Source organism: Mycobacterium interjectum, assembly GCF_900078675.2.
Classification (GTDB): domain Bacteria; phylum Actinomycetota; class Actinomycetes; order Mycobacteriales; family Mycobacteriaceae; genus Mycobacterium; species Mycobacterium interjectum.
Genome location: NZ_LT546237.1, coordinates 4,903,029 through 4,918,653 on the forward strand (window position 1 = coordinate 4,903,029; position 15,625 = coordinate 4,918,653).

Consider the following 15,625-nt stretch of genomic DNA (forward strand, 5'->3'; position numbering starts at 1 on the left):
CTCGGGATCTCGGCGCTGCTCGTCGGCGGGGCGGGATGGGCGGGCATCGAGGCGGGCCGCCGCTACGTCGATGACGCGCTCAACCGCACCACCGGGGACATCCGCCAGGTCGCCGAGGTGATGGTCGCCCACGCCGGGGCCGGTCTGCGCCACTGGCTCGACGTGACGCTGGTCGCCGGCGCCGCACTGGTCGGGCTGGGCGTGCTCGTCGCGATCCTGGGCGGCCTCACGAAGAAGGCCTAACTCAGGGGCAGCTCGGCCAGGATCGGGGTGGTCGGCTGCGGCGATCCGTTGCCGGGTTCGACGGTGAACGCCAGCGCTCTCGAGGATCCGATGTTGGTGAGCGTGTCTTTCGTCGAGGGCAACACGGCCGCGGCGCCCATGGTGCCCGCCGAGGTCGGCCCGTTGGTCCCGATCAACCACATCTGATACACGGTGCCCGGCGACGGCGGCGGCACGTTGTTCATCAGCAGCACGGCCGCGTTGCGGTCGCGGGAGAACATCACCGTCGCGGTCCCGTCGGCCAGGGGACGCGAGACCGTCTGCACGTCCGGGGCCGCCAGGACCTGCTCGGCCATCGACGGCTTCGCCGCCGAACGCATCTGCANCGCGACGGGCGCCGGCGCGGCGGCGACCCGCCGCTCGACCTCGGCGCGTTCCCCGTCCGACAAGGCATGCAGGGCATACGGCGTGGCGAGCTCGAGCAGTTCGAAATCGGCCGGTTCGGTCATGGCACGTCCAGGCAGTTACGCAGGCCGCGCAGCGCGTCGCGGATGCGCGACTTGATCGTCGAGAGGTTGGCGGCCAGTCGCTGCGACACCTCGCTGTACGTCAGGCCCTGGTAGTAGGCCAGCTCGATGCACTGCCGCTGCGCATCGCTGAGCCCCTCCAGGCACTGGGTCACCCGGCGACGCTCGTCGCCGGCGATCGCCGAGTCGGCTACGACGTCCGCCGGTGTGTCGGCGCTGGCTGCGCCGTAGCGGGATTCCCGGTTGCTGCCTGCCTGTTCGGCGCGCACCCGGTCGACGGCCCGCCGGTGCGCCATGGTCAGCAGCCAGGCCAGGGCCGAGCCTCGGGCCGGGTCGTACTGCGCCGCCGTGCGCCACACCTCGAGATAGACCTCCTGGGTGGTTTCCTCGCTGTAGCCCGGGTCACGCACCACCCGCGTCACCAGTCCATACACCCGGGCTTTGGTGAGGTCGTAGACCGTGGCGAAGGCGGCGCTGTCCCCGCGCGCGACCTGGCGCAGCAGGGTGTCGAGCTCGTTGCTCATCGACCGGTAGCCTATCGCCCTTCATCGCGCTGCCGATCGAGGCGGCCGGGGGAAGAAAAACGCTGTCCGTTGGCGGTATTCGTCGAAGCCGGGACGGCCGGCCATCAGCTTCTCGGTCAGCCGCCCACCGCTGACGTACATCAGGAAATACGTCATGAGCAAGGGCGAGCCGACCGTGGCCACCGCCCACCAGCCGTTGAGGGTGATCAGCCAGACTCCCCACCACACCGCGGCGTCGCCGAAGTAGTTGGGATGGCGCGTCCATGCCCACAGGCCGCGGTCCAGCACCACACCGCGATTCGCCGGATCGGATTTGAAGGCCCGCAGCTGCCGGTCTCCGACGGCTTCGAAGGCGAAGCCCACCAGCCACACGGCCAGCCCCACTGCCGTGACGGCGGTCAGCGGTTCCGGCGTGGGCCCGGTAACCGCCGACAGCTGCAGCGGAAGCGACACGAACCAGCCGATAAAGGCCTGCAGCACAAAGACTTTCCGTACTGTCTGGGCGACCGTCGCGCCGCGGAGCAGGGCGGCATACCGGGGATCCTCGCCCTTGCCGGCCGTCTTGCGCTGGATGTGCCAGGCCAGCCGCAGCCCCCAGATCCCCACGAGCGCGAGCAGCAGCCATCGCCGGGCCGCGTCCCCGTCGCCCAGCGTCGCCGCGACGGCGGCGATGGCGACGAAGCCCACGCCCCAGGCCACGTCGACGACGTTGTAGCGCCCGATCCGCCTGGCGATCGCGAACGTGACCGTGTGCACCACGACGAGCGCCAGCGCCGATGCGGCGGTGACGTGCAGGAGGTTCACCGGATTCATTGCGTCCACCGTGAGTGATTCGAAGCCGCCGACGACATGGACTGCTCAGCCGAACGTGAACGAAAACACTTGCAGGCCCTTGCCGACCTGCATGTCGAGCTGATCGCGGTGGGCGGTGTCCCCAGGGTCGTTGCCCGCGATCTGATGCAGGGTGGGCGGGCCGCCGACGGCCGTCGCGCTCGTCCGGCCGCCCCTGGTCACGGTGATGGTGCCGGTGCCGCCGACGACGACGTAGACGTCCTTGCCGGTGTAGTTCAGCCGGATGGCGGCGTCGTCACCGTCGGCGGTGGCGCCCTGGTCGTCGAGGGTCCAGCTGCCGCGCAGGGCGAACCGGTCGTCGGGCAGCGTCGCCGGATAGGCGAATGTGGCTGTGCCGGGTTTGTATTCGCCGCCGCCGCCGTAGTTGACGGCCTTGCCCGCGCCCAGGTAGGTCTCGGGGGTGAGCCGGGTGTGCGGGGTGGCATCGACCGTGCCGCTGGCGCCGGGCAGCTTGACGTTCGGGTTGGCGTCGGTGAGCAATTGGCGGATCAGCCTTTCCGTGCCGGCGTAGTCGCCCTCGCCGAACTTGGTGTGGCGCACCGCGCCGTTGGCGTCGATGAGGTACTCGGCGGGCCAGTACAGGTTCTGGTAGCTGTTCCATGTCGCGTAGTCGTTGTCCAGCGCGACGGGATAGTCGATGTGCAGCGCGGCGGCGCCGCTGGCCACGTTGCCGGGGACCCGTTCGAACGCGTACTCCGGGGTGTGCACCCCGATGGCGACGAAGCCCTCGTCGTGATACCGGTTGTACCAATCGACCACGTGCGGGATGGCGCGCTGGCAGTTGATGCAGGAGTACGCCCAGAAGTCGACCAGGACCACCTTGCCGCGCAGCGAGGCCAGGTCGATCGGGGCGCCGCCGGGGGTGTTGAGCCACCCGGTGATCCCGGTGATGGCCGGCGCCGGCCCGCACTGCTGCAGTTGGGTGGCGACCCCGCCGAAATCACCCGTGCAGTCGGCCAACTGCCCCCGGGAGGTGCCGCCGGGGTTCAGCTTCTGCCGAATGTTGGTGGCCCCGATGCCTTGCTGCATGGCCGCCGTGTAGTCGGGGACGGCGCGCTGCAGCACGGCGGGCAGGTTGAAGACCAGCGCCACGGCCAGCAGGATCATCGTGATCCCGCCGGCGACCTGAATCGCGCGCTGGCGCCGGCGGAAGGCCGCGACGCGCTCGGCGATGCGCCGCCCGGCGAGGGCGAAAACCAGCAGCGGCAGGGCCGCACCGAGCGCGAACGCCGCCGTCAAAACCAGGATGGGCGGGCCGATGCGCGCCGTCCCCCCGGCGACGACGATGGCGGCCAGCACCGGTCCCGCGCAGGGCACGTACAGCGCGCCCAGCGTCAGACCGAGCCCGAAACCTGTGCGGTGTGAACCCATTTCACGCTGCGGGAGGCGGGCGAACGGCCGTTCGATCAGATGCTGCAGGGGTGGGAAGATCAGCCCGAGGCCGATGAGGGTCAACGTCACCAGGGCGACCCAACGGATCGCGTCCTGCGGCAGGTGCAGCGCCGACAGCAGGGCCGAACCGGCCAGGGTGACCACGCCGAAGCTGCAGACCAGGCCGGCGATCACCAAGTAAGGCCGGGCCGCGCGGGTGCTGTTCAAGCCGGAGAAGAAGACCACCGGCAGCACCGGCAGGATGCACGGCGAGATGCCGGTGATCAGGCCGCCGAGAAAGCCGATGAGCGCGATGGTTGCCATGGCAGCTATTCGGAGCTAATCGGCCGACGGATTAATCGCTGTAGGCCAAAGAGCGGTCCGGCGGGTGAGGTCCGACCGGCCGCGGCACCACCCTGGCCGGGCGGGTGCGCACCCGGATCGGCCACCAGAACCAGCGCCCCAGCAGGGCGGCGATGGACGGGGTCATGAACGCGCGCACGATCAGCGTGTCGAACAGCAGGCCCAGCCCGATGGTGGTGCCCACCTGCCCGATGATCCGCACGTCGCTGACGGCCATGGAGGCCATCGTGAACGCGAACACCAGCCCCGCGTTGGTCACCACCTTGCCGGTGCCGCCCATCGACCGGATGATGCCGGTGTTGAGGCCGGCATGAATCTCCTGCTTGAATCGCGAGACCAACAACAGGTTGTAGTCCGATCCCACCGCCAGCAACACGATGACCGACATCGCCAGCACCAGCCAATGCAATTGGATGCCGAGAATGTGCTGCCAGAAAAGCACCGACAGCCCGAAGGACGCGCCCAGGGAAATGGCCACCGTGCCCACGATGACCGCGGCGGCGACCAGGGCGCGGGTGAGGATCAGCATGATGATGAAAATGAGGCACAGCGAGGAGATTCCGGCGATCACCAGGTCCCATTTGGCGCCGTCGGAGATGTCCTTGAAGACGGCGCCCGTTCCGGCCAGATAAATCTTCGCGTCCTCCAAAGGTGTTCCCTTGAGCGACTCTTCGGCCGCGGTGCGGATCTTTTCGATGCTCGCGATGCCCTCGGCCGACGCGGGATCGCCGCGGTGCAGGATGATGAAGCGCGCGGCGTGCCCATCCGGGGACAGGAAGCTGTTCATCGCGCGCTTGAAGTCCTTGTTCTTGAAGACCTCCGGCGGCAGGTAGAACGAGTCGTCGTTCTTGGCGGCGTCGAACGCGTGGCCCATCGCCGTTGCGTTGTCGCTCATCTCGTCCATCTGGGCGAAGATCCCGGACATGGTGCTGTGCATGTCCAGCATCATGGTGCGCATGTTCTGCATGGTCTGGATCATCGGCGGGAACTGGGCGACCATCTGCGGCATCAGCCGATCCAGGTCCTTGATGTCACCCACCAGCGTGTCGAGCTTGTCGGTGATCTGATCCACGCCGTCCAGCGCGTCGAATATCTGGCGGATCGACCAGCAGATCGGAATGTCGAAACAGTGCTTCTCCCAATAGAAATAGCTGCGGATCGGCCGCCAGAAGTCGTCGAAGTCGGCGATGCGGTCGCGCAGTTCGTTGGTGATCTGCTGCATTTCCACGGTGTCGCCGACCATGCGGTGCGTGGTGGCGACGAGCTGGGTCATCAGGTCGTACATCCGTTGCATGTTGGCGATGGTCTTGGTCATCTCGTCGGCCTGCTTGAGCATGTTGTCCATCTGGTCGCGCTGGTATTTCATGCTCTGCATCTGACCGGCGTTCTGCATGCTCATCTGGAACGGGATCGACGTGTGGTCCATCGTCGTCCCGTCGGGCCGGGTGATCGCCTGCACGCGGGAGATGCCCGGGACGCGGAAGATGCCCTTGGCCAGCCTGTCGAGCACCAGAAAGTCGGCCGGGTTGCGCATGTCGTGGTTCGACTCGATCATCAGGATCTCCGGCTTCATCCGGGCCTGGGAGAAGTGGCGATCCGCGGCCATCAGGCCCTCATTGGCGGGGATGGAGCCGGGCAGATACTCCCGGTCGTTGTAGTTGGCCTTGTAACCGGGCAGGGTGAGCAGGCCGACCAGGGCGACGGCGCACGTGACGGCCAGAATCGGCAGCGGCCAGCGGACCACCGCGGTGCCGACGCGCCGCCAGCCGCGGACCCCGAGCTTGCGCTTGGGGTCGAACAGGCCGAACCGGCTGCCGACGGTCAGCACCGCCGGACCCAGCGTCAACGCGACCGCCACCGCGACGAGCATGCCCACTGCGCAAGGGACGCCGAGCGTTTGGAAGTACGGCATCCGCGCGAAGCTGAGGCAGAACGTCGCCCCGGCGATCGTCAAACCGGACCCCAGGATGACGTGGGCCGTCCCGCGGTACATCGTGTAGAAGGCCGTCTCGGTGTCCTCGCCGGCATGCCGGGCCTCCTGGTAGCGGCCGATGATGAAGATCCCGTAGTCCGTGCCGGCCGCGATCGCCAGCGAGGTCAGCAGGGACACCGCGAAGGTGGACAGCCCTATCCACCCGAAGTGACCGATCAGGGCCACCGATCCCCGCGCCGCGGTCAACTCGAAGCCGACCGTGACCAGCAACAGGATCACCGTGATGATCGACCGGTAGACGAAGAGCAACATGATCAGGATCACCGCGACCGTCGTCAGCGTGATCCGGGTGGTGGATTTGTCGCCGCTGTGGTGCAGGTCCGCCGCGAGCGCGGCCACCCCGGTGACGTAGGCCTTGACGCCCGGCGGCGGGGGCACGCTGTTCACGATCTTGCGCACGGCCTGGACCGATTCGTTGGCCAGCGGCTCACCCTGATTGCCGGCGAGATTCACCTGGACGGTCGCGGCCTTGCCGTCGTTGCTTTGCGCGCCCGCCGCCGTCAGGGGGTCACCCCAGAAGTCCTGGACGCTCAGCACGTGCGCCCTGTCGTCGCGCAGCTTGCGAATCACCGCGTCGTAGTACTTGTGGGCGTCGTCGCCGAGAGGCTGGTTGCCCTCCAGCACGATCATCGCCGAGCTGTCGGTCTCGCCTTCGTTGAAGGCGTGGCCGATGTGCTTCATCGCCCGAAACGACGGCGCATCGGTCGGGCTCAGCGACACCGACCGCTCCTGCCCGACCACTTCCAGCGACGGGACGAGCAGGCTGAAAACGGCGGCCATCCCGATCCAGAACAGGATGATCGGCACCGCAAGGCGGTGGATTGTCCTTGCGAGCAAGGGCCTTTCGGCGTGGGTGTTCCCGGCGTCGGCGTGGGCGAACTGTCGTGTGCTCACGCGGACTTCACCACGCAGAAGGTGTAGGCGTGTACCTCGTTGGAAATTCGCACGGCCTTGACCACGTCGTCCACTGTGATGCGACAGCCGACGCTGTCGCCGCTGGCGCGCGCCATGAGGTTTCCCATCACGGCGGCCTTGTCGGTCGTGATGCGCAGCGACCATGGCAATGGCGCGCCGTCGACGCGTTGGGGGTCGCCGTTGACGTCGAAGTAGCTGATGTCCGCGGTTGTCCCGGGCGGGCCGAATACCTCGTAGACGATTCGCTTCGGGTTGAACGGCTTGGGGTTTTGCAGGTTGCTGTCGGCATACGATTCGCGCTTTTCCGAACCGAAGTAGCCGTGGACGCGGTACACGATGAATCCGGTGATCACCAGCACGGCAATGATGACCAGCGGGATCCACGTTCGGGACAGCACCTTGAAAATCTGGAATCCCCTTCGGCGGTTGGGCATTTCTTTGGGCGGATCGCCGCGCTGCGCCTGTCCGCCCCGCGCACCGATCCCCGGGTAGCAGCGCAGCCAAGGCTTACCTAAGTAAACCATGGCCGGTTCTTGGCTGGACGGGACCGTTGACTCCTTCCCCTCGCGCCCTGGAGTGTAACGCATATCACGTGCGTAACGAGAGGAACCGTCGTTTTGGGCGGCCGCGCAAAGCACACGATGTGCGTTATACAAATCACATAATGTGCGTTATCCTCGCCCGATGGCGCAACCTGCCTTCCAGCGCGCCCGCACGGAGGAGAACAAGCGCCAGCGTGCGGCGGCGCTCGTCGAAGCCGCGCGATCGCTGGCGGTCGAGACCGGCGTGGCGTCGGTGACCTTGACCGCGGTCGCCAGTCGCGCCGGAATTCACTACTCGGCGGTGCGGCGCTACTTCACCTCCCACAAGGAGGTCCTGTTGCACCTCGCCGCCGAAGGGTGGGTGCGGTGGTCGAACACCGTGTGCGCCGAACTTGGCGATCCCGGCCCGATGTCGCCGCCGCGGGTGGCCGAGACGCTGGCCAACGGACTGGCGGCCGATCCGCTGTTCTGTGACCTGCTCGCGAACCTGCACCTGCACCTCGAGCACGAGGTGGAGATCGAGCGGGTCGTCGAGATCCGTCGGACCATCGCCGCCGCGGCGATCGCGCTCGCCGACGCGATCGAGCGGGCGCTGCCCGTGCTCGGCCGCGCCGGCGCCTTCGACACCCTGATCGCCGCGTACTCGTTGGCCTCGGCCTTCTGGCACATCGCCAACCCCCCGGAGCGGCTCACCGACGCCTACGCCGAGGAGCCGGAGAACCTGCCGCCCGAGTGGAACATCGAATTCGCGTCCGCCCTCACCCGAGTGCTGACGGCAACGTGCATCGGCCTCGTCTCCGAGTCCCCACGACCAACCAGGGGGGCATGAGTCCCATGGCTTGGCGAACTGGAGCTGCCGAGAACGAGGCCAAACCAGACGTGCGCGTGGGCCCGGCCCGCAGTGAGCAGCCCGAGTACCCGGCGGGAGGGCAACGGCCGCAAGCGAATTCGCCGGAGGTGGAGTCGCGGCGCGGCCGGTCGGACGCCCGGTCGGCGCAGCGTCGGCTGATGCCGAAGATCCCGATCGCCGCCGCGGCGAAGAAATTCTGGATCGTGCTGGTCATCGTTGCGGTGGTCGTGGTAGCCGGCTTCTGCGTCTACCGGCTCCGCGGCGTCTTCGGTGCCCACGGCGATCACCCCATCACCAGCGGGATGGCCGACGACATCCAGCCGTTCAACCCCAAGCACGTGGTGTATGAGGTCTACGGACCTCCCGGGACGACGGCCAACATCAACTACCTGGACATCAACGCCCAGCCCCAGAAAGCAAGCAATGTGCCTCTCCCATGGACGCTTTCGGTCATCACCACGCTTCCCTCGGTGAGCGTCAACGTGGTCGCGCAGGGCGACAGCGACCAGATCGGCTGCCGCATCGTCGTCAACGACGTCGTCAAAGATGAAAGGTCCAGCAACGGGGTACGCGCGCAAACTTTCTGCATAGTGAAGTCCGCATGACCATCGACAACAAGGCCGCGGGCCTGCCCCACATGCCGATCTTCGCGCGTTCGGTGCACAGGCTCGCGCCGCTGATCGTCCTGGCCTGGGTGGGACTTGTCATCGTTCTCAGCGTCTTCCTCCCGCCACTGGACAAAGTGGCGAAGCAACATCAGGTGTCCATGAGCCCCCAAAGCGCGGCATCCATGCAGGCGATGAAGCGCGTCGGCAAGGTGTTCAACGAATTCAACAGCGACAGCGCGGCCATGATCGTGCTGGAGGGCGACAAACCGCTGGGCGACGACGCCCACCGCTTCTACGACCAGATCGTCCGCAAACTCGAGGCTGACACGAAGCACGTCCAGCACGTCCAGGACTTCTGGGGCGATCCGCTGACCGCCGCCGGTTCGCAAAGCACCGACGGCAAGGCTGCATATGTGCAGGTGTATCTCGCCGGTAACCAGGGCGAGAGCCTCGCCAACGAGTCCATCGAGGCGGTCCGCAAGATCGTGAACAGCGTGCCTGCCCCACCCGGGGTCAAGGCCTATGTAACGGGCGCGGCGGCGCTGACCGCCGATCAGACCACGGCCGGCGACAAGAGCGTCCAAAAGGTCACGATGATCACCTTCGTGGTGATCATCTTGATGCTGCTATGGGTATACCGCTCGATTGTCACCGTGTTCATCACCCTGCTGATGGTGATAATCGAGCTGTTCGCGGCCCGCCAATTCGTCGCTTTGTTCGCTTATAACAACATCATCGGACTGTCCACTTTCGCGGTGAACATCCTTGTGCTGCTTGCCATCGCGGCGGGGACGGATTATGCGATCTTCGTACTCGGCCGCTATCAAGAGGCGCGGTCCCTCGGCGAGGACCGAGACCGGGCCTTCTACACCATGTTCCACGGGACCGCGCACGTGGTTCTGGGTTCCGGCCTGACCATCGCCGGTGCGATGTATTGCCTGAGCTTCACCCGGCTTCCGTATTTCCAGTCTCTCGGTGTCCCGTGCGCGATCGGAATGCTCGTCGCCGTGTTCGCCGCGCTCACCCTCGGCCCGGCCGTGCTGACGGTGGGTAGTCGCTTCGGTCTGTTCGATCCCAAGCGCAAGATGCGAACTCGGGGGTGGCGGCGCGTGGGCACCGCTATCGTCCGCTGGCCAGGCCCGATCCTCGCGGTGTCGGTCGCGATCGCCCTCATCGGCCTGCTGGCCCTGCCCGGTTATCAAACGAACTACGACAACCGGCTGTATCTGCCCCCGAGCGTCCCCGCGAACGTCGGATACGACGCCGCGGAACGGCACTTTCCCCCGGCGCGGATGAACCCGGAACTGTTGATGGTCGAGACCGATCACGACATGCGGAACCCGGCGGACATGTTGGTGATAGACCGAATCGCCAAGGGCATCTTCCACATTCCGGGCATCGCGCGCGTGCAGGCCATTACCAGGCCGCTCGGAAAGCCGATCGAGCACACGTCGATTCCGTTCCAGATCAGCATGCAGAACACGACGCAGGTCGAGAACCAGCAGTACATGCACCAGCGGATGGCGGACATGCTCAAGCAGGCCGATGCCATGCAGCAGTCCATCGACACGATGCAGCGCATGTATGACATCACGTCGAAGATGGCCGCCGTCACGCACCACATGGATGGCCTCACCCACGAAATGCTCGATGTCACAAACACACTGCGCGACAACATCGCCAATTTCGATGACTTCTTCCGGCCGATCCGCAGCGTCTTCTACTGGGAGAGGCACTGCTTCGACATCCCCGTCTGCTGGGCGCTGCATTCCATCTTCGACGCGCTCGACGGCCTGGATCAGATCACCGAAAAATTCACCTATCTGTCGAATGACATAGCTCAGCTGGACGCCCTGATGCCGCAGATGCTGGCGCAGATGCCGCCGATGATCGCGACCATGCAGACGATGAAGCAGATGATGCTGACCATGCACAGCTCGATGTCGTCGCTGTATGACCAGATGGACGTGATGAGCCAGAATTCGACGGCGATGGGCCAGGCCTTCGACGCGTCCCGCAACGACGACTCGTTCTACATACCGCCCGAGGTCTTCGACAACCCCGATTTCAAGCGGGGCCTGAAGATGTTCCTGTCACCCGACGGTCACGCGGCCCGCTTCATCATCTCCCATGAGGGGGATCCGGCCAGCGCCGAAGGCATTTCACATGTCGATCCGATCAGGAACGCGGCGAAGGAAGCGATCAAAGGAACCCCGCTGGAGGGCGCCAGGATCTCCCTCGCCGGCACCGCCGCCGTCTATAAGGACATGCGCGACGGGGCCAAGTACGACCTGATGATCGCGGGGATCGCCGCCGCCAGCCTGATTCTGATCATCATGCTGATCATCACGCGAAGCATAGTCGCAGCGGTGACAATCGTTGGCACGGTACTGATTTCGTTGGGCGCCTCGTTCGGGCTCTCCGTGCTCGTGTGGCAGGACATCCTTGGCTTCAAACTGCACTGGATGGTGCTGGCGATGTCCGTCATTTTGTTGCTCGCCGTAGGATCCGACTACAACCTGCTGCTGGTCTCCCGATTCAAGGAGGAAATCGGCGCCGGTTTGAGGACCGGGATCATCCGCTCGATGGCCGGCACGGGTGGGGTGGTGACATCCGCGGGTCTGGTCTTCGCGGCCACCATGGCGTCGTTCGTTTTCAGCGATCTCAAGGTCACCGGGCAGGTTGGCACCACCATCGCCCTGGGTTTGTTGTTCGACACGTTGATCGTGCGCTCGTTCATGATGCCGTCCGTCGCCGCCCTGTTGGGTCGTTGGTTCTGGTGGCCGCAACAGGTACGGACTCGTCCCGCCAGTCAGATGCTGCGGCCCTACGGGCCCCGCCCGCTGGTCCGTGCCCTGCTCCTGCCCAGGGAAGAAACGGCGGAGACCGATCGATTCCAGACGACCGCGCCGCACTACTGACGCGCGACAGGACGCCTAGCTCAGGCGTAGGTGCGCAGCTGCACCATCTTGCGCATCACGTCGCTGAGCTTGTGCACCGGCGCCCCGCAGGTCAGGCAGTAGCCGCCCGGGCAGCGGTTGATCCGATCCACCTGCTGCAGCACCTGGGCCTTGAGCCGGCGCACGCAACCGATGCACAGGATCTCGACGACGTTTCCGGACGGGTCCAGGTTCGGCCGGTTGCATTGGTCCACGGCATGCCGGTACACGATGTGCGTCGCCCTGTTCGTGCACCCGGTCTCGGATTGGCACGTGATCTCAAGCCAGTCGAGGGCCGCGAGCGCGTCGGACTGGGGGTCGACGACGCTCATCGCGTCCTCGTTGGGGCGCAGCATCCCGGCATGGGCATGATGTAAGTCCTGGTTGACTCTGGTCGCGCGGACTGGCGTCCGCATGAGTGCGAATACCAGTCAAGAACTATTGACTTGTCCCCAAACTACGGGGAAAAACCGATTCCCGACAGTCGCAGAGTCTAAACTCGATGGCCAATAAAGACCAGGGTCGATCTAGGACCAGTTCCATACCGACATGTCGCCGGGCGGGTATTGGTTGCACACGTCGGTGGCCTTGGCGACGACGCCCTTGTTGTTGAAGAAGATCTTCATGTGGTTGACCCAGGCGAAGGTCAGCGGATCGCCGTTGTAGAAGTTTTCGGAGTAGTTTCTGCGCTCCGCCGGCGACAGCGAGTAGAACCAGTGCGCTTTATCGATGGTCGCCTGCTGCAGGTTCGGGTGGTTGTTGAAGTCGATCATGTACCGCTGGTAGTACACCGGACTGGTATCGCGCACGGCCGCCAGGTACTGCTCGGCGTCGCAGGTGGTGGCGATCTGCCGGCGGGGGACCGGGAAGTCCTCCGTGGAATCGGCCGCGGCCGTCTTCGGGAACGTCGCAGCCGCGATGCTCAGGGCTACCAGGAAAGCAACAAAAACGACGCCGGCACGCAGGCCGGAACTCAGCCGAGACATAGTCGTTACCGTAACACTTTCGCAGGCCCCCGTGGGGGGCCCGGGGGCATATTCGTAGCCCAGCTCACTATCCATCGCGATCAGGCACGATGACGTGGCTGGGATCCGGCCTCAGCTCGGGCGGGGCCTGGCTGTAGTCGCCGAAGGGGCCGTCGCGCCGCTCGACCGCCGCCCGCACGCCCCGCGTCTCGGCGGTCTTGATGAAATCGAGTGCGTCAGGGGTGTTGCGCATCAGGCCGTCGAGGATGCCGCCCAGCATCTGCGTGGACGCCAGGCCCATGTTCTCGTAGGCCTGGTTGACGATCAGCTTCTGCGCCCGCAGCTGCGACAACGGGATCCTGGCCAGCTCCGCGGCGACCTCGGCGACGCGGGCCTCCAAACGCTCGAACGGCACCGCCTCGTTGATCAACTCGACCTCGGCGGCCTGGACGCCGGTCAGGGGCCGGCCGGTCAGCGAGTGCCACTTGACCTTGGCCAGGCTCAGCCGGTAGAGCCACATGCCGGTCAGATACGCCCCCCACATCCGGCTGTAGGGCGTGCCGATCACCGCGTCCTCGCTCGCGATCACGAGGTCGGCGCAGAGCGCGTAATCGCTGGCCCCGCCGACGCACCAGCCGTGCACCTGCGCGATCACCGGTTTGGATGCGCGCCAGATGGCCATGAACTTCTGGGTCGGGCCGGTCTCGCGGGCGGTGACCATCGCGAAGTCCTTGCCCGGATCCCACTTGCCGTCGGTCATCATGGCCTCGCCCCACTGCTGGAAGCCGCCGCCGAAGTCGTAGCCGCCGGAGAAGGCGCGGCCGGCGCCGCGCAGCACGATCACCTTGATCTCGTGGTCCCGCTCGGCCAGCCCGACGGCGGCCTCGATCTCGTCGGGCATGGGCGGGACGATGGTGTTGAGTTGCTCCGGGCGGTTCAGCGTGATCGTGGCAACCGGGCCGGCCGTCGTGTAGAGCAGGGTCTGGAAATCGGTGCTCGGCATGGTTTCCTTACGGATCGGGCTGACGATTTTCCGGCGACGACGCATAGATTCGCCCGCCGATTTTGAGATAGGGCGTCGTCAGATACGCCGAGAAGACGATAACCGCCGAAAAGATGACCGCGACGGCGACGGCGTTGGGCCAGATTTTGCCCACCCCGGCGGCGAAAGAGACGATGCCGATGATCGAGGTGGCCCAGTAGAACCGCCGGCCCGGACGGCGGTCGGCGATGAAGCGGTAACGCGCCTGCGCCGCCCCGGCCACGATGAAGATCAATCCGGTCGCCAGCAAGGTGACTTCGATACGTTCGGTCGCTGACACGTCGACGATCTTATGGCCGATCAACGTCCCGCAAGGAAAGTCGGGCACCCCGACAGGTCGCTAGCATGTACAACCAAGGGGGTGTGGGAAGGTCTGCCAGTGAGCGGGGTGAGCGTTATCGCGACGGCGGCCGCAGCGCTCGCGATCGCCCCGTTCTCGGTGCTCGCCACCACATCCGGTGTGGCGCAGGCGGCTCCGTGTGCGGGCGACGGGGCAAACCCGGTGTCCTGCCAGAACTGTCTGGTCTACGTGGAGGCCTATCACACGTCGAACGTGTGCTACAACCCCGCCCCGCCGCGCCCCGCCCCGCCGTCCCCGAGCAGGGTGTCGGTGCCGACTTTGGAGGCGCCACCCGAGCCCGCGCCGCCGGTGCACACGCCGCTGGTCGTTCCGCCAACTCCGCCGCCCCCCACCACGGTCGCGGTGCAGACCCCGAAGCTCACGCCGGCCCGCGGGGCGCCGGGAAACGCTGCGCTGGTGGCGTCGCCGAAGGGGCTCGACGCGCCGCCGCAGGCGATCGCGGATGCCAAGGCCGCGCCCGTGACGCGCATCAACCCCGCCAGCCCGCTCGAGCCGCCCAGCCGGGTGTACGACTTCCGTCAGCAGGTGCAGAACGTGGTCGACGCCCACCGCGGCAACGTTGGCCTGATCAAGGCCGACAACCAGGAACTGGTTCGCCCCCGACATTGGGACTACGTCGACTACGACGACAATCACCGCCCGGTCCTGTACAACCCGCTCACTGAGGCGATGACCTTCCGCTACTTCTACGACGGCGCCTACCGGGAGGCGTTCGTGCCGGCCGGTGGCCGGATCGTGCTCGATGCCGCCACCGTTGGCCTGGTCCCGTTCACCGCGGTCGGTGACAGCCACGTCGCGTCGGGCAGCTTCTACGGCGGGGCCTGGATACCGCCGGCGGGTTCGGATGGCCCGCCGCCGCCGACCTACACCCCGCCGGCGCCCCCGGACGTCTACGAACACGTCGCCGCCCTCGTCGCCGCCGACAACCAGACGGTGGAAGTGGGCCAGGTGGTGGTGGTGGGCCACGACGACGGCCAACCCGCGGGCAGCCAGGACACCTTCCTGCTCGACGACTCCACGCTGGCCTGGGGTCAGGTCAACGATCCCAGCGGCGACGCGCAGATCAGGGTCACCCGGACCCAATCGCTACCGGGGGCCGGGCCGACCGACAACGGCAGCTTCCTGGTGGCGCTGACCGGCCTCAAGGAACCCGCCCCACGCTCCGCCCCCTGGTGGCCCTCGGCGCTGCGCTACGCCGGGCTCACGATAGGAGTGGGCCTCATCGCCTGGACGATCAGTCGTCCGAGACGGCTCGCGGATCTGACCGCCCCCGACCCTAGGGATGATTGACGCAGAACGCCACGCACATCGCGTCGACGGGAATGGACACCCATTGCGTCTGCCCGTCCGCCTGGCGCGCGCAGTAGATCGGGCCGGGGTTGCCCCACACCTTCGCGCCTTCTGGCGAGCATGCTTTCCCGAGATCGGTATCGGCGTGCGCCGGGCTTCCGAGCAGGACCGCGATGGGGGCGATCGCCGTCAATGTCGCCACGCCGACGAACCTCAGTGCTCTCATGATCCACGCCCTCCTCGACCACAACCGCTACATCA

Annotated in this window: 15 protein-coding genes and 1 pseudogene; 5 read left to right on the forward strand and 11 right to left on the reverse strand. The window is 66.4% G+C overall.

The genetic code is table 11. The annotated features are described in order from the left end of the window. Nucleotides 1-243, forward strand: a pseudogene (locus tag BN4348_RS58375) (hypothetical protein); the annotation flags it as partial. Here the strand turns inward: BN4348_RS58375 and BN4348_RS58380 are convergent. Genes BN4348_RS58380 through BN4348_RS58405 form a run of 6 tightly spaced genes read right to left on the reverse strand, consistent with a single transcriptional unit; the run spans nt 240 to nt 7,201 of the window. After that, a complete protein-coding gene (locus BN4348_RS58380; RefSeq protein ID WP_066917669.1) occupies nt 240-731 on the reverse strand; it encodes an anti-sigma factor in 492 nt (163 codons plus the stop codon). The pseudogene BN4348_RS58375 and the gene BN4348_RS58380 overlap by 4 nt on opposite strands. Beyond that, on the reverse strand, nt 728-1,273 hold the full coding sequence (locus BN4348_RS58385; RefSeq protein WP_066917670.1) for a sigma-70 family RNA polymerase sigma factor: 546 nt from the start codon (nt 1,271-1,273) through the stop codon (nt 728-730). The genes BN4348_RS58380 and BN4348_RS58385 overlap by 4 nt, the downstream gene beginning before the upstream one ends. A 21-nt stretch (nt 1,274-1,294) precedes the next feature. Continuing rightward, nucleotides 1,295-2,086 carry a DUF1295 domain-containing protein gene (locus BN4348_RS58390; protein ID WP_066917671.1) on the reverse strand — a complete coding sequence of 264 codons (792 nt, stop codon included), beginning with the start codon at nt 2,084-2,086 and terminating at the stop codon, nt 1,295-1,297. Nucleotides 2,087-2,131: 45 nt separating this feature from the next. Beyond that, on the reverse strand, nt 2,132-3,820 hold the full coding sequence (locus tag BN4348_RS58395) for a cytochrome c biogenesis protein DipZ (RefSeq protein ID WP_066917672.1): 1,689 nt from the start codon (nt 3,818-3,820) through the stop codon (nt 2,132-2,134). A 31-nt stretch (nt 3,821-3,851) separates the two neighbouring features. After that, the gene (locus BN4348_RS58400; protein ID WP_066917673.1) at nt 3,852-6,746 is read right to left on the reverse strand and encodes an MMPL/RND family transporter; all 2,895 of its coding nucleotides are present in this window, start codon (nt 6,744-6,746) and stop codon (nt 3,852-3,854) included. Further along, nucleotides 6,743-7,201, reverse strand: coding sequence for an MmpS family protein (locus tag BN4348_RS58405; protein WP_066917703.1), 459 nt, complete (start codon nt 7,199-7,201; stop codon nt 6,743-6,745). The genes BN4348_RS58400 and BN4348_RS58405 overlap by 4 nt, the downstream gene beginning before the upstream one ends. A 232-nt stretch (nt 7,202-7,433) precedes the next feature. Between BN4348_RS58405 and BN4348_RS58410 the strand changes: the two genes are divergently transcribed. From BN4348_RS58410 to BN4348_RS58420, 3 genes are all read left to right on the forward strand, one after another. Continuing rightward, nucleotides 7,434-8,138, forward strand: a complete 705-nt coding sequence (locus BN4348_RS58410; protein WP_066917674.1) for a TetR family transcriptional regulator — start codon at nt 7,434-7,436, stop codon at nt 8,136-8,138. Nucleotides 8,139-8,317: 179 nt separating this feature from the next. Next, nucleotides 8,318-8,764 carry an MmpS family transport accessory protein gene (locus tag BN4348_RS58415; RefSeq protein ID WP_066917704.1) on the forward strand — a complete coding sequence of 149 codons (447 nt, stop codon included), beginning with the start codon at nt 8,318-8,320 and terminating at the stop codon, nt 8,762-8,764. Next, on the forward strand, nt 8,761-11,688 hold the full coding sequence (locus BN4348_RS58420) for an MMPL/RND family transporter (RefSeq protein WP_066917675.1): 2,928 nt from the start codon (nt 8,761-8,763) through the stop codon (nt 11,686-11,688). Before BN4348_RS58415 ends, BN4348_RS58420 begins: the two co-directional genes overlap by 4 nt. A 20-nt stretch (nt 11,689-11,708) precedes the next feature. Here the strand turns inward: BN4348_RS58420 and BN4348_RS58425 are convergent, their stop codons facing one another. The 4 genes from BN4348_RS58425 to BN4348_RS58440 form a co-directional block, all read right to left on the reverse strand. After that, on the reverse strand, nt 11,709-12,038 hold the full coding sequence (locus BN4348_RS58425; protein ID WP_066917705.1) for a hypothetical protein: 330 nt from the start codon (nt 12,036-12,038) through the stop codon (nt 11,709-11,711). Between the two features lie 195 nt (nt 12,039-12,233). After that, entirely contained in the window at nt 12,234-12,692 is a 459-nt protein-coding gene (locus BN4348_RS58430; RefSeq protein WP_066917676.1) for a DUF5078 domain-containing protein, read from the reverse strand. 67 nt (nt 12,693-12,759) lie between these two features. Next, a complete protein-coding gene (locus tag BN4348_RS58435) occupies nt 12,760-13,674 on the reverse strand; it encodes a crotonase/enoyl-CoA hydratase family protein (protein ID WP_066917677.1) in 915 nt (304 codons plus the stop codon). Nucleotides 13,675-13,681: 7 nt separating this feature from the next. Further along, nucleotides 13,682-13,993: a hypothetical protein gene (locus BN4348_RS58440; RefSeq protein WP_066917706.1), complete on the reverse strand. Its 312-nt coding sequence runs from the start codon at nt 13,991-13,993 to the stop codon at nt 13,682-13,684. 99 nt (nt 13,994-14,092) lie between these two features. Here BN4348_RS58440 and BN4348_RS58445 point away from each other — a divergent pair, with 99 nt between their 5' ends. Then, nucleotides 14,093-15,364, forward strand: a complete 1,272-nt coding sequence (locus BN4348_RS58445; RefSeq protein ID WP_066917678.1) for a hypothetical protein — start codon at nt 14,093-14,095, stop codon at nt 15,362-15,364. Here BN4348_RS58445 and BN4348_RS58450 read toward each other — a convergent pair. Next, nucleotides 15,351-15,590, reverse strand: a complete 240-nt coding sequence (locus tag BN4348_RS58450) for a hypothetical protein (protein WP_066917679.1) — start codon at nt 15,588-15,590, stop codon at nt 15,351-15,353. The two genes, BN4348_RS58445 and BN4348_RS58450, sit on opposite strands and share 14 nt — an antisense overlap. Between the last annotated feature and the right edge of the window lie 35 nt (nt 15,591-15,625).

What these genes read in the sequence shown, in the direction of transcription:
- BN4348_RS58390 (WP_066917671.1), bottom strand. Translation starts at nt 2,086, where the DNA reads ATGAATCCGGTGAACCTCCTGCACGTCACCGCCGCATCGGCGCTGGCG.
- BN4348_RS58430 (WP_066917676.1), bottom strand. Translation starts at nt 12,692, where the DNA reads ATGTCTCGGCTGAGTTCCGGCCTGCGTGCCGGCGTCGTTTTTGTTGCT.
- BN4348_RS58395 (WP_066917672.1), bottom strand. Translation starts at nt 3,820, where the DNA reads ATGGCAACCATCGCGCTCATCGGCTTTCTCGGCGGCCTGATCACCGGC.
- BN4348_RS58405 (WP_066917703.1), bottom strand. Translation starts at nt 7,201, where the DNA reads ATGCCCAACCGCCGAAGGGGATTCCAGATTTTCAAGGTGCTGTCCCGA.
- BN4348_RS58420 (WP_066917675.1), top strand. Translation starts at nt 8,761, where the DNA reads ATGACCATCGACAACAAGGCCGCGGGCCTGCCCCACATGCCGATCTTC.
- BN4348_RS58415 (WP_066917704.1), top strand. Translation starts at nt 8,318, where the DNA reads ATGCCGAAGATCCCGATCGCCGCCGCGGCGAAGAAATTCTGGATCGTG.
- BN4348_RS58435 (WP_066917677.1), bottom strand. Translation starts at nt 13,674, where the DNA reads ATGCCGAGCACCGATTTCCAGACCCTGCTCTACACGACGGCCGGCCCG.
- BN4348_RS58450 (WP_066917679.1), bottom strand. Translation starts at nt 15,590, where the DNA reads ATGAGAGCACTGAGGTTCGTCGGCGTGGCGACATTGACGGCGATCGCC.
- BN4348_RS58425 (WP_066917705.1), bottom strand. Translation starts at nt 12,038, where the DNA reads ATGAGCGTCGTCGACCCCCAGTCCGACGCGCTCGCGGCCCTCGACTGG.
- BN4348_RS58385 (WP_066917670.1), bottom strand. Translation starts at nt 1,273, where the DNA reads ATGAGCAACGAGCTCGACACCCTGCTGCGCCAGGTCGCGCGCGGGGAC.